Genomic DNA, 13,971 nt, shown 5'->3' with positions numbered 1-13,971 from the left:
CCTACCTTAATCATCTTTCATTACTTTTGAGCTTATATTTCTATTGGTTACTTTATTGCTGAAAGCTCATCTTCCGTTACCCATTTATGATTTTTCACTTTATCTCCACCCGTAGTAGGTGTGTAATCAATCATATATACCGTAGTATGTTCAGCTGAGTTAATTTGAGCCGTTGCACCTTTCATATCTTTCATATGGTCAGCTTCCATTACGACTTCTGAGCCGGATTCATAGGGTTTATCGGCTGCTTTTTTGATTTCTTCATGAATAATCCACTTATGATTTGTAACTGGAAATCCGCCTGTTGCGGGCCTATAAGAAACGATATACGCAGTGGTATCAAAAGCTCCAACTATCGTTGCTGTTGCCTCTTTCATACCTTCCATATGGTCCGCTTGGATAATCGCTTTACTTCCTATTTTAAAAGTAGGATTCTCTGACACCTTCAAATTTTCGGGTACGTCACTTGAACTAGAGTGTGAGGAATTTTCCATTATCTTATTGCCATAACTATTATCATTACCACATGCGCTTAGAGTGAGTGCGGCTACGATTATGAATAGATACAATTGCTTTTTCATATATAAAACCTCCGAAGTTGATGTGCCTCTGATTATTCATTTACCCATTTCATAGGATCACAAACCTAATGAAGTATTTTCGAAAATGTAAAATGGATTATTAGATTACCAATAAATGAGTGTTGTCTCAGTTATTGAAGGTTATTTATAATGTTTTCAGAAAGGAGGCTACTACAATGAAGACTAAAATATTCACTTTGTTGCTTCTTTTGGGTCTGGTAAGTATGGCTACTATGATTGGTTCTGCTAGTGCTGCTCCGGTATTAACCGTAGGGAGTTCTTCTGGAGATGTGTGGGATCTTCAGTATCGATTAAAAACTCTGAATTTCTATACTCAGCCTTTAGATGGTGTATATGGAGCACAAACGAAAGCTGCCGTTGCTAAATTTCAAAAGGCCTACGGATTAAGTGCCGATGGAGTTACTGGTACAAAAACTTGGAATGCTCTAAAAAAATACACGCTTAATATTGAGGAAATGGATATTTTGGCGAAAGTAATCTACAGTGAATCGCGCGGTGAGCCTTATAAAGGACAAGTCGCAGTTGGTGCTGTAGTTATGAATCGCATACAATCTAGTCAATTTCCAAACAATATAAAAAACGTTGTATTTCAAAAAGGCGCATTTACAGCCGTATCTGACGGCCAGTATTGGCTTACTCCAAACCGGACTGCCTATTTAGCTGCTCTTGATGCTGTCCGAGGTTGGGACCCAACAAACAATTCGATCTATTATTTCAATCCAGATACAGCTACTAGTGCATGGATCTGGACTCGTCCTCAGAACTTAAAAATTGGTAAGCATATATTTGCGAGTTAACGCTTCAAATAAATGTAATAGCCGGTCAACCATTACGGTTGACCGGCTATTTTTTACTATAAAGGATTTTCTTAATACTATCCTTAGAAAGACAGTATTCACTGAGGGCTGGTCGACGGTTGCACCAGCAGCAAACCTCAGGCAGATCTCAATCCATAGTGATCAAACAGGCTGTTTTTATAGAAAGCTTACTATTGAGCTACCGAGCCTTACAAGGATACAAATATTTCTTCTAAATGGAAACAAAAAGACCCCTCGTCCGAAAAGGGACGAGGAGCCGCGGTACCACCCTAAATTAGAACTATTCTGTACAACAAACAGAAATGTTCTCACTTAAATATTTAACGGTTAACACCGTTACACCTCTACTTGCCAACAATGGTTTCAAGGGACTGCTCCGGAGTGAACTTCGATCAACCCTTTTCTCTAGAAACGCTCTCAATCTCCGGCGTTTCCTCCCTGTAAAGAGGTATTGAACTACTTTTCTCCATCAAAGCATTTGTTTTGATATATAATTTTTCTAATTGTAAGCCTTAATCCACTATAAGTAAATAGAAGAAATAATTCCCTCATTTCGATTTGATTAGCTTTATCCATTGCAAAAATTAAAAATCATCTTTAATTCATCATCAAAAGACTTCTTACATTCTTCTTGAAAGCTATTACCAGTATATTCTTTTAGTGTTTTTCTCCAAAAATGCTGGGCTCTCCTATTTGTAGCTGTGGGATTGGTTTGTAGCTCCCATTTTCCAATATGAAGATTAAATACCTCCTTAGCCGCACGTTCAGCGATTCCCGTACCTCGGAAGGGCCGCAGGATAAAGAATTCGTTTAAATAAAATTCACAACCTGGTGGTGTATGAGGTGGTGTGGCTACTAATGCAAAACCAGCAGGAATTCCATCCTCTTTTATTAAATAAGGATATAAAATCCCCGGCTTCTCCCACCATATGTCGAAGACTTTATTCTGTTCATTCAGCGTCTGTGTTTCATTATCCTCGTATACCCCGTATTGATTAGGAAGATTCCCCCATATCTCTGATAGATCGTGTAAGTATAGTGGGTAGAGATTGTTAATCATAAACTTCGTTGTGCTGTCAGTTAATGTTACGGTGATATTCATTTCGTTCTCCCCCTTCTATCGAATGCTTGAATATATTTTTGGAGATCACTCAAATAACGTTCTGTATAGTTGTCTTTTGTATAATCCTTAAGAACTTTTCGCCAGAATGCTATGGCAGATTTATTATTTTCCATTTGAGCTAGTTTCCATTTAGCTTCTTTAAATAGATCAAGTGTTTTTATTGCGGCAGCAGTACCTATTCCATTTCTCCTGTATTTCTGCAAAATCATAAAGTCATAGATCACATGAGTTGGATCTGGGTCTGTATCTAAGTTTTCAAAAAGAACAACCACAAATCCAGCTACGTTTCCTGAAACCTCAATCAAATATGGATTCCATCGATGATCCCCTTCCCAAAAATAATCAATATTCACCTCGAATTCCCCATGCTGGTTTACGTCTTGATCTGTAAATAAACTGAAATCATAATTGTAAAATTGATATAGATTAGTCAATACCTCTTTATCTTCAAACGTTACTGGAACAAGATTAATTTCCATCATACCTCCACGTTTTTTCTCTAATTTCACTTCTATACTCAGTATAATTACGACCACACACTTGTAATATGCCATGTTCAATTAGAATTAAATTTTATATAACGTCATTATTCTTCTAAAATAAAAAGAGTTCACCTGAGTTTTACACTCAAATGAACTCCAATATAATTACCTGATGATTAAGTTAGATCTACAATAACCTTGATCGTTTCTTTTGCTGCAATGGCTTTATCGAAGGCGGCTTGAATATCCTCTAATTTATAAGTCTGTGTCACCATTGTAGAGATATTCGTTTTCTTGTCGTTTATATGTTCAATTACCTTTACAATATCTTCATGTGTGTATCCACTAGCTCCAACTATGTTAACTTCTTTACTCATCACTTGAGCAAGGCTTATAGGTACTTCATTTTTATAAACGGCAATGATTGCTATTCTTGCTTGTGGCTTTACAATCTGCATCACTTGTTCAAATAAGATTGGAGCGCCCGCTGCGTCCACAAAAGCATCTACATTCGGTACACTCACACCGTATACGTTCACTTCGCCGAAGTGTTTGATTAAACCCTCTGCTAATGTTTCAGTCGACGTATTAACTGTTAATGCGCCTAATTCTTTTGCTTTATCCAAACGCCAGTTGTCAATATCCACTACGCAAACATCTTTAATACCTTCACCAATTAATCCTGCAGCTGCAGATAAGCCAATAGGACCAGCACCAAGAACTACGATTTTGTCTCCATGTTTGGGCAGTACGCTAAAAGCGCCATGGAAGCCTACGCTCATGGGTTCCATTAATACGGCCTCTGTTGCCGAAACGGAATCATCAAATTCATAAAGGTTATAATTAAGTGCTGCATCTTCAATTAAGACATATTGTGAAAAGGCTCCTACCTCCAACGAATAACGACGACCTGCACGTTTTGCAGTAATTGGATTCACACCTACACGCATGCCAACTGCCAAATCGGTTTCCGCATCAGAACCTAATTCGACGATTTCACCAAACATTTCATGTCCAAACTCTGAGCCGAAACGGATACCCATTTCTGAGCCTGCTTTTACTATATTGATATCTGTACCACAAATTCCACCAGCTAAAATCCGAACCAACGCATCTTTTGCTCCTACTTGAGGCATCGGACGCTCTTCTATCCCCACACAATTTTGACCGTGATAAATGCCGACTTTCATCATTCATTAACACTCCTTATTACTATCTATTACTTTCATGGTAGTAGTTATTAAGGAGCTAAGCAATCTACAATAATACTGAAAGCGTTAATAAAGCAACAGTTGATAAATATGTGTTAATTAAAATTTAAATAGTGAAACAATTCACTATATCTTTTTATTATTTGCAGGTATAAATGGATTTAACTGTATGATTCGTTCTGCTAAATATTTAGGTGTATAAGGCATATCATTGCCTAGCCACATGGAAATTGTACCAATGATAGCCGATGTTCCATACCAAGCTGCAATATCAGATGGAGTATCGACGGTTAAGAAATCCTCTGTTTTTTGAATCGATTGTTGTTCTGTTGTTGTTAATATCAATTCATATAACAGATCCATCAATTTCGGTGTGAAATAAGGAATATTTTTGGTTACAAGCAACACCTTATACATATGAGAATTCTCTGCAATATGCTCAAGCAATAAAATCAGCGAGGTAAGTTCATCCCCTGGTTTATAGGATTCTTCAAATTTATCAATGAGTATTTTCTTTAAATCTGCTAATAAATCATCCAAGATACTATCAATCAAATCATTAATATCTTTGTAATGTAAATAAAATGTGGCTCGATTGATTTCAGCCTTTAGCGTAATAGCGTTGATCGAGATCTTATTCAGTTCTTTCTCTGCTAATAAATCTATAAAAGCATTCCGGATTGCTTTTCTTGTCTTTCTTATCCGTAAATCTAAGTATGTTTTGTCTGCCATGTATCTTCCACCTCGTAGTTAATGAACATACTGTCAATTATAATACAAAAAGCCACGTCAGAGCTTCCTCTAACGTGGCTTTTTGGGATTATAGCTATTTTTTTGTGTAAACAATCTTCTTAATACTGTCCCTAGATAGGCAGTATTCATCCGAAAGCTGGTCAACCGTTGCTCCAACGGCAAACCTTAAACAAATCTCAATATTTCTAGATCTTAAGTATTTTCTGCTCCCTGACTTCTCGCCCCATTTTACATGTGCTTCTTCAGGCTTAGGGATATACACCAAACCACCGTTAATATATTTCTGAATTTCCTCTAATAATTCTTTTGGAAAAATCGTATCTGCATTTACATATTTCATAGTCGCTCTGCTCCTTAAACTTTTTTTGAGTTTGAAGGTAGCAAAGTCTATTCTAAAAACAACCCTGCACAGTGCACTGGCGGTAAATCAATTTTTATTCGCTCTATACAAACAACCGCCGTTGTTTATAGTCTAGACTTTGCATAGAGCTTATCGCTAATTTTCTCACTATTGTCCGCCCTCCTTTGTTTAATGTGTAATTACTTGTTCCAAAATGCGTTCCGCTGTCTTCTCTCCATTTGCAATACAATCAGGAATACCCACACCATAATAAGAACATCCAGCAAGGATTACATTCGGATAATGATCTGCAATCTTCTTCTCTAAGGATACTACAATCTCGTGATGGCGTTTGTGGTAATTTGGCATAACATCATGCCATTTGGTCACATCGTGGGTAACTGGATGTCCAGTAATTCCAAGACTGGTCTGTATATCATTCAACGCCACCTTTAATAATTCCTCTTCTGAAAGCTTAATCAAGGACTCATAATGCGGTCCTGAGCTTTTATAAAAGAGTCTGACAAGCAGACGTTGTTGACCAGACGTGTGCTCCCACTTGCGACTTGTCCACGTACAAGCATTACAAAGAACATCGTCACTGTTGGCTGTTATAAACCCTGTACCGTTCGCTGGCAGTTGACTGTCAGGGATATCAAATCCTATATACACACTAATCATAGAGCTGTTAAACAACTGTTTGAAATCTTCATTCAGCGCTTCGTCTTGAAGTAATGCTTGTGCAGTAGAATGCATCGTTCCTAGTACGGCAAAATCGCTCTCCAAGATTCGTCCATCTGCCAGTGTTACCCGGTACCGTTCTCCATCCTTTGCAATGCGCTCTGCCCGAATCCCTTTGATGATCTCAACATCGGACAGCTGTTCTTCCATGGCATCAATCAGAGCAGATACGCCACCCTTAAAAGACATAAACTTCTTATCGCCGTTCCCCTGGAATTTAGCCTTATTCGCGGACAATCCCTGAATAATACTTCCATATTCATTTTTATAATCAATCAAATAAGGAAGGGTCGAGGCAATGGTAAGTTCGCTCAATTTCCCGGAATATACACCTGATAGGACAGGTGATATTTGCTTCTCGACAAGTTCTTTTCCAAAGAAAGCTTCCAGAAAGTCACCTACAGAATCGTTTTTCGTAAAACGATCATTCGGAGTATAGAAATCTTTAAGTGCTTCAACTTTACCTTCAGCAGAGATCAAATCTGTAGTAGCAAGCGATTCAATACTGAGAGGGATGCCAAAGACTGCATCTTTAGGAATTTGCTTCAGCTTACCTTCTGTGTAGATGTATGATATTCCTGTCGCGTTATATACAACCTCATCCTGAATGCCTAATTCTTCAATCAATGGTGCTACATTTGTCTTGCGAGTGACAATTGAATCAGCACCAGACTCCATGATGAAGTCATCATGCTGAAGTGTTCTGATTTTGCCGCCCAGTCTATCGCTGGCTTCAACCAAAATGATTTTTACATCCAACTTATTATGCTGTATAGATTTCTGTAGATAGTAAGCGGTAGACAATCCAGTAATTCCCCCGCCAATCACGACGACCGTTCTCAAGCGTTGACACCTGCCTCTAAAGTTATAATCTGTTAAATTCAATTGAATACATTATATCATAGGGATTTATATGTAATAACATACCGTTCGTGTCATATATGACACAAAACACCCCCCAAAAATATAAACCTTCAGAAAAGTCAAAAAAGCCGCGATTATCGCGGCTAATCCTTATATATTCTCCTGTTTTAAAGCATCAATAATATTTTCCTTCTTCACTTTTGAACTGGAGTACAGCATAGCTGAGCTAACGATGATAAATACAGCGACTATGACATACAAGATACTCATCCACGGAAGTGCGAATTCATAGGAGAAACTACTCATCATGGATCTAAAGATCAAGTACATCACGACTATGCTAATCGGAAGCCCGTAAAGTAGTGATTTTATCCCATAGAAGATACTTTCATAATTAATCATTTTATTAAAACCGTTTGGCGTCATCCCTACAGACTTCAACATCGCAAACTCTCTTTTACGAAGTGATATGCTAGTTGATATCGTATTGAAAATATTCGCAATCGATATTAATGTAATCAAAGCAATAAAACCATAGGTAAAAATAGACATTAACATGATCATCTGCTCACTATTTTGTCTATTTTGAAACACATTTTGAACATAGACATTCCGCTCTTTCATCTCTTCAATGGCTTGTTGTGTCGCTAATGGATCAGAGCTGTTCAGGTTTAGTCGGCTTTGTATATCGTTACTCATCGTATCATTTGTTAATTGATCGAAGACTTGGTCAGAGACAATGATGTTTAATCCACCAACTTGTGCTGAATGAACACCCATAGGGCGTTTATCAGTTAATGCGACGCTTTCTACTGGTGGTAATTTCGTCTCTTTCTCTGTGTTCCAATCCGTATAAATTAAATCAAGCTTCTGACCTATTTCCGAATGAAGAGCTTTGGTCTCAATAATTTTTTTGGCGTTTTCATCCTCAAAGGTGACGGTATCATTCACAATAGCTGACATCTGATTGAGATCCGTTAATTGTTCATAACTTACACCGACGGATTCTGCATAGGTTCTCAAACTCTGTTCATTTAGGGCATGGATCTGAATGTAGTAAGGATATTTCCCATTCTTTAAAATACTGCTATCCTTCTCCACGATCTCTTGCAATTCTTTTGCCATATCTTTTTCATCAATCCATGAACTCAAGCTTAGTTCCCTGACCACATTATATTCCGTTATATTAGGTAAGGCAGATATCGATTTCGTCAGCCGAGCTACTTTTTGAGCGTCCTCAGTCCCCATATAAACTTGGATATCATAGTTCAAACCATCCTGTGAGAGTTCTACCGACTTTCTCATATTAGTAGTGAACGAAGATACGGATAAAAACAGAACAATACTAATGACAAGTGAGAACACGGTTGCTTGGTACCTGCGTTTATTTCTCTTTAAATTCTTCAAACCAATTTCTGCTTCAATTCCAAACAAATTGCGAACGAACTTGGAAGTTTTCACCGCTTTACCAGAGAGCTTAACATCGGTTGTTTGTCTGATTGCATCAATCGCCGAAATCTTGGAAGCTTTTCTGGCTGGAAGATAGGTGGATATAAAAATCGTCAGTATCGAAACTACACAAGCGGTGAATAGGGACAGAGGTGTAACAACCAATGTTAATTTTTCAGTTATCCCTAGTACATCTTGAATCATCGAATTGATAAACATAAAAGTGATCCCGATTCCTGTAATTCCGCAAAGGATCCCAATAGGTATACTAATTAAACCGATGATCATCCCTTCAAAAAACACTGAATTCTGCTTCTGCCTCTTTGTAGCACCTACGCTGGAGAGCATTCCTAAATGGCGTGCACGTTCCGAGACAGAAATTGCGAAAGCATTATAGATTAAAGAAACGGAACCAATGATAATCACAGTCATAACGATGACTGACAATGAAAGAAGTGTATTACGTAAGCCATCGTTATTCGTCACACCATAATAGCGGAGCAAACTATTATTATAAGAGATTGACTCGATATTGTTTTCTTGTGCCAATTCCTCTGCATGCTTGTATATGGAGCTATCCACCTTATTTAATACAACCGTCGCTGTGGTTTTTTCAGCTGCTCCAATCAAGCTTTCATCCATATAACTTAGAGCAGTATAACCCGGGGACCATGTTGGTTCCCAAGTAGGGCGCTTTATCACTCCCACAATCGTGTAGTTCATTGGTTTTTTATGAATGATCTCTTCATTCAGGGTATCCTCTTCAGTCCGTAATCGTTCGTTCTGAGATAAGGGCTGCCCACTATTTTTAACATCCCTAGTGACTCGCTCTCCGACATCGAGAGTTAAAGTTTCACCAATCTTGTATGTTACTTTAGCGTTTTTTGCAATTTCTTCAGAAATGACTACTTCATAGTTAGTCTTCGGGAGTCTTCCATCCAGAAGTTCAATCGGAAATTGTTTAAAACCAGCTAAATTATATTCCTTAATATACCAATAGGGCTTGTTCTCATTCTGTCCCCCCTCTAAAGGGGCATAGCCACGATCATTTGAGATGACTAGTGTTTTCGTTGCATCATCCGCTTCTATCGCTTTAAGCTGAGCTTTAGTAACATTTTTATATTGGACATGCCATTCTCCATTTGTTGAGATACTCTGCTGCCTCATTAATTCCATAAATGAAAAACCAAGCGTTGCCACAGCCGTCACCATAGCCACAGAAATGATGACTCCAATGATAGTAACCAATGTTCTTCGTTTATTTTGCTTCAAATGTCTAAGCGTTAATTTATTTACGATATTCACGGACGAATCACCTCATCTTTGGCGATCCTTCCATCTTCAATGGTAATCACTCTATCCGCTTGTAATGCAATCCGTTCATCATGAGTAATGACAATCAGTGTTTGATTATAGGTTTTATTAAACATTTTTAATAAATCTATAATTTCACCACTGTTCTTACTATCCAGATTACCGGTTGGCTCATCCGCCAGCATGATTGCGGGATTACTAATTAACGCTCTACCAATAGAGACCCGCTGTTGTTGCCCGCCTGAGAGCTGATTCGGGAGATGGTTTAAGCGATTCTCCAAATTTAACGCCTTTACAGTATCCGCAAATTGTTTCTTATCTACCTTGTGCTGATCAAGGAGTAAAGGAAGTGTGATGTTCTCTTCGACCGTTAAGACCGGTATAAGATTATAGAATTGATAAATCAGCCCAATTTGTCTGCGTCTAAAGATTGCCAGCTGTGTTTCATTCAATTCATAAATATCCGTGTTATCTACGAATACTTTGCCGCTTGTCGGTCTATCTACTCCGCCTAATAAGTGCAGAATGGTCGATTTCCCGGAGCCAGATGGCCCGATAATCGCTACGAATTCACCTTTTTTAATTGAAAAAGATACATCATCCAGTGCCTTTACCGCTGTTTCGCCTTTTCCATATGTTTTAGACAGATGTTCAATCTTTAAAATGTCCATTGTTAGACCTCCATTTGTTGATGAGATCAGTATATCTGTCTACAATGACTATCCAGTGACTCTAAAGTGACATTCTAGTCACTAAGCTACAAGTGCTAAATGACTTGCTTATAAAATTTAATCTGAAATTGTGTACCCTTTCCCACTTCACTCTTCACATCGATCGTTCCGTTTTGTCCTGTGATAATGCTTTGTGCCAAGGCAAGTCCAATCCCTACACTATCTTCGCTTGCATTCTTACCTTTATAGAATCGTTTGAAGATATAGGGGAGCTCTGCCTTTGGGATTCCTTTGCCGTTATCTGTAATGATAATTTCCGTAAACAGTGCATTTTCTGCAAAAGAAATCGAAATTTCTCCCCCAGCAGGTGTGTGCTCTACACAGTTTTTCAGAATATTAATGATCGCCTCAGTTGTCCAATTGAGATCGCCCGTAAATGTGGTGCTATCATCTCCATCAATCAAGATCCGTTGTTCTTTAATATCCATTGGAATTAACATGGGCTCCAAAGATTTTTGAACTAGCTTGTTCACCAGAACAAGATCTTTTTTAAAATGAATGGTTCCTGCATCGATCTTGGAGAATTTTAATAAAGAGGAGACCAGCCAGCCAATTCGTTCGAGTTGGATCGTAATTTTCCGGGTAAACTCCATTCTCTTCTCAGTTTGCAGCTCAGGATCACTTAATAAATCTGCCATCACAGTCATGGAAGTAAGCGGGGTTTTGAGCTGATGAGAGATATCCGAAATCGCATTAGTAAGCTTCATTTTATCTTCTTGTAATTGCGCACTCTGCTCGGATAACATCAGCGTCACTTTATAAATGTCATTCTTCAGGATACTAAGCTCACCTTCCTGATTATCACGAACATCGAGCGAATAATTCCCACTACTGATTTGGCGTAGATACCCTGAGAGCTTTTCAATTTCACCATATCTCCAGCGGGTAAACAATACACTGCAAGCTATAAGCAAAGCTGAAGTCCCAGCTATGAGCCCTACCGCCTCTAACGATATAAATGTCGCCACCGCTGTAGCCACAAGACTGATCAAGCACATCGTAAACAATAACCATCTAAATTCTCTATTACGAAGCATCCTAATCACCAACCTTGTAACCCAACCCTCGAACTGTTTTGATCAGTGTGGGTTCTTGGGGGTTATCTTCTAACTTTTCCCTAAGTCTTTTTATGTAAACCGATAATGTATTGTCGTTCACGAATTCACCTGCCACATCCCAAATCCGTTCTAACAATTGATTTCTTGAGAGAACCTGACCAACATGGTTAGCAAAGATCAGTAATAATCGATATTCTAATGCGGTCAATAGCACTTCATCGCCGTTCTTATAAACCTTTCCTTCAAGTGTGTTAATCCGTATATTCTCTAATTCGATATTGGATTGGGTCTGAGCCTGCTTGTTATATCTCCTTAAGACGGATTTAATCCGCGATAGCAGCTCCCGAATCCGAAAAGGCTTGGTTATGTAATCATCTGCCCCCATATCGAGTCCCATCACCACGTTGACCTCATCATCAATCGCCGTTAAAAAAATTACCGGTATATCACTTTGCGCTTTCACGATCTTGCACAATTCATAACCGCTGCCATCCGGCAGTGAGAGATCAAAGATGCATAAGGTGAGCTCTGATAACTGCTCAGATAACACCGCTTTGGCTGAGCTGGCGTCATAACATAGAAGGGTTTCAAAATGATCCTGCTGTAATGAATATTCAAGCCCTGATGCTATCGTTCTATCGTCCTCGACAAGAAAAATTTTCATGGATGATCATCCTAACCTTATAATATATTCTATCGTTCCATTCGTTCCGATGATCATTCTCTCATAATTATAGAGTTATACCAAATTACAATTCATATTATAGTATTTACAACTCCACGGTAAATATAATAAAAACGTCTACTCCATGGAATAGACGTCTCTAAAAGGATTATATTGCAAAAGCACCACACTTATATTGATGTATCTGTTGAAACCCTAGCCGTAGTGCCGATTTTTTCGAAGCTTCATTATCAGTAGAACAATCCCAATAAGGAATAAAGCCATTGGCGAGCACATCTTCAACAACTAGCGTTGCTAAATGTGTCCCCACTCCTTGTTTCTGATATTTAGGAAGGGTTTCAATTCCGATTGCGTGTGTATCCTGTGTAACAAAACTAGAATAGCACACCCCCATAATTTCAGATCCCTCAACTGCAGCATATCCGTAGCCTTTTTCGGCAAAGTCTGCTTTCGATGACCAGAATAAATCAATATTTTCATGTACAAATTCTATATTCTTTAGATCTGAGTTCTCCCAATCCAGCATTTTAAGATTTATAGTTCTAGTCCCATTAGTCTGCGTCGTAGGCGGCTTGTGAAGTAACTTGAACACCATCTGTTCAAACGGATATAGCTTCCTAGAAGGAAACATCAATTCCAGATTCCATTCATCATGTTGACCAGAAACTTCGAAATGTTCCATCCCGAGTTCCTTCATTCTAGGTACAATATGATCTGTTACATAACTGTCCAGTGCATGGATAAAGGCTTGGTTGGTGTGATCGCCAATAAGATAAAACCCTTCAATCCCCTGACTCCATACTAACGCACTCTTTGGTGCTGTAAGTTGATCGACAAAGATCCAACCAGGATTATTGCCTTCAATCACAGAGAGAGTTTCGGGATGGATATGCTCGCCTTGAAGTAGTGGCTTCACTTTATAATAATCCTCATGAGGTATTTCATGCATACAAACACTCCCCTTATTTTCCTTACAGATGCTGTATACATAAGTATAAAGTAATCGTCCTTCATCGGCTGGTAAAGTTCATTCATAACTGAAAATTACTGTCCACGTATAACTGTTTTTCTAGCCTTAATTATTAAAAATGAAGGTCTCCTTCTTTCATTTATTAATTTGGGCATCTTCTCAAGACCCTCAAGGCTGGATTCAGGTTCAACAATTCCTTCAATAGTCAGTCCATTTTGGATCAAAGTATTAAGTAATGTTGAAAGTTTTCTATGATATTTTATGACACCATCGATTCCCCAAAACTGTGATCTGAGACCTTCTTCTCCATAATTATCAATGGGCCAATGTAGGATATTTTGATCGGAATCTTTAACCCACCCACTTTGAATCTTATTTGATAAAACAACAGGATGCTCTGTTGAGAATACCAAGTAACCATTGGGTTTAATCCATTCTGAAATCCTACTAATGAGTGTTTTATAATCCTCGACATAATGAAAAGCTAACGAACTTACAACCAAATCAAATTCATTTCGATTAAATTCGATTTCTTCCATTGAGCCCTGTATATAACGGATCTCAGGTCGTTTCCTTGCCATAGCTAACATCTTCTCTGATATATCTACACCTGTTACCTGTGAAGCATTGTTATCAATCATATAGTTTGCCATTTCACCAAAACCACAACCCAGATCGAGAACATTTAAATCCTGTAGGTCTGGAAGTAACCCTCTTATTGCAGGTTGTTCAATAAAGTCATTGTATGTAATTCTTGACTCCCTTAAGTTCTTATACATTTGGAAAAACTCAGGGTTGTCATAAATGTTCTGTTGCATCATACACCTCCA

The 13,971-nt window shown here is 38.3% G+C and carries 14 protein-coding genes and 1 other annotated feature; of the genes, 1 reads left to right on the top strand and 13 read right to left on the bottom strand.

Annotated features, from left to right (window positions below; genetic code table 11):
* Nucleotides 1–47: 47 nt before the first annotated feature.
* Nucleotides 48–581, bottom strand: a complete 534-nt coding sequence (locus tag NSS87_RS14500) for a YdhK family protein (RefSeq protein ID WP_339248023.1) — start codon at nucleotides 579–581, stop codon at nucleotides 48–50.
* A 224-nt stretch (nucleotides 582–805) separates the two neighbouring features.
* Between NSS87_RS14500 and sleB the strand changes: the two genes are divergently transcribed.
* Nucleotides 806–1,399: a spore cortex-lytic enzyme gene (sleB, locus tag NSS87_RS14495; RefSeq protein ID WP_256716267.1), complete on the top strand. Its 594-nt coding sequence runs from the start codon at nucleotides 806–808 to the stop codon at nucleotides 1,397–1,399.
* Between the two features lie 262 nt (nucleotides 1,400–1,661).
* Nucleotides 1,662–1,902 (bottom strand) — a binding site (T-box leader).
* Nucleotides 1,903–1,988: 86 nt separating this feature from the next.
* Here the strand turns inward: sleB and NSS87_RS14490 are convergent.
* The 12 genes from NSS87_RS14490 to NSS87_RS14435 all read right to left on the bottom strand — a co-directional run bounded on the left by NSS87_RS14490 (nucleotide 1,989) and on the right by NSS87_RS14435 (nucleotide 13,959).
* Nucleotides 1,989–2,522, bottom strand: coding sequence for a GNAT family N-acetyltransferase (locus NSS87_RS14490; protein WP_339248020.1), 534 nt, complete (start codon nucleotides 2,520–2,522; stop codon nucleotides 1,989–1,991).
* Entirely contained in the window at nucleotides 2,519–3,052 is a 534-nt protein-coding gene (locus NSS87_RS14485) for a GNAT family N-acetyltransferase (RefSeq protein WP_339248018.1), read from the bottom strand. The genes NSS87_RS14490 and NSS87_RS14485 overlap by 4 nt, the downstream gene beginning before the upstream one ends.
* A 149-nt stretch (nucleotides 3,053–3,201) precedes the next feature.
* Nucleotides 3,202–4,218, bottom strand: a complete 1,017-nt coding sequence (locus tag NSS87_RS14480) for a zinc-binding dehydrogenase (RefSeq protein WP_339248016.1) — start codon at nucleotides 4,216–4,218, stop codon at nucleotides 3,202–3,204.
* A 144-nt stretch (nucleotides 4,219–4,362) separates the two neighbouring features.
* Nucleotides 4,363–4,968 (bottom strand): TetR/AcrR family transcriptional regulator C-terminal domain-containing protein, encoded by a 606-nt coding sequence (locus NSS87_RS14475; RefSeq protein WP_042188018.1) that lies wholly within the window; start codon nucleotides 4,966–4,968, stop codon nucleotides 4,363–4,365.
* Between the two features lie 94 nt (nucleotides 4,969–5,062).
* Nucleotides 5,063–5,329, bottom strand: a complete 267-nt coding sequence (locus tag NSS87_RS14470; RefSeq protein WP_042127555.1) for a CD3324 family protein — start codon at nucleotides 5,327–5,329, stop codon at nucleotides 5,063–5,065.
* A 189-nt stretch (nucleotides 5,330–5,518) separates the two neighbouring features.
* Nucleotides 5,519–6,913 (bottom strand): protoporphyrinogen oxidase, encoded by a 1,395-nt coding sequence (locus NSS87_RS14465; RefSeq protein ID WP_042188016.1) that lies wholly within the window; start codon nucleotides 6,911–6,913, stop codon nucleotides 5,519–5,521.
* A gap of 171 nt (nucleotides 6,914–7,084) precedes the next feature.
* Complete coding sequence (locus NSS87_RS14460) at nucleotides 7,085–9,688, bottom strand: FtsX-like permease family protein (protein ID WP_339248012.1); 2,604 nt, start codon at nucleotides 9,686–9,688, stop codon at nucleotides 7,085–7,087.
* Nucleotides 9,685–10,368, bottom strand: a complete 684-nt coding sequence (locus NSS87_RS14455) for an ABC transporter ATP-binding protein (RefSeq protein ID WP_042127549.1) — start codon at nucleotides 10,366–10,368, stop codon at nucleotides 9,685–9,687. Before NSS87_RS14455 ends, NSS87_RS14460 begins: the two co-directional genes overlap by 4 nt.
* Before the next feature lie 95 nt (nucleotides 10,369–10,463).
* Entirely contained in the window at nucleotides 10,464–11,465 is a 1,002-nt protein-coding gene (locus NSS87_RS14450) for a HAMP domain-containing sensor histidine kinase (RefSeq protein ID WP_339248007.1), read from the bottom strand.
* Nucleotide 11,466: 1 nt separating this feature from the next.
* Nucleotides 11,467–12,150, bottom strand: a complete 684-nt coding sequence (locus tag NSS87_RS14445; protein ID WP_076285781.1) for a response regulator transcription factor — start codon at nucleotides 12,148–12,150, stop codon at nucleotides 11,467–11,469.
* 169 nt (nucleotides 12,151–12,319) lie between these two features.
* Entirely contained in the window at nucleotides 12,320–13,120 is an 801-nt protein-coding gene (locus tag NSS87_RS14440) for a GNAT family N-acetyltransferase (RefSeq protein WP_339248004.1), read from the bottom strand.
* A 95-nt stretch (nucleotides 13,121–13,215) separates the two neighbouring features.
* Complete coding sequence (locus NSS87_RS14435; RefSeq protein WP_339248569.1) at nucleotides 13,216–13,959, bottom strand: class I SAM-dependent methyltransferase; 744 nt, start codon at nucleotides 13,957–13,959, stop codon at nucleotides 13,216–13,218.
* Nucleotides 13,960–13,971 lie beyond the last annotated feature (12 nt).

This window comes from Paenibacillus sp. FSL F4-0243, from assembly GCF_037963295.1.
GTDB lineage: Bacteria > Bacillota > Bacilli > Paenibacillales > Paenibacillaceae > Paenibacillus_AQ.
This window is presented reverse-complemented; position numbering and strand designations above follow the sequence as displayed.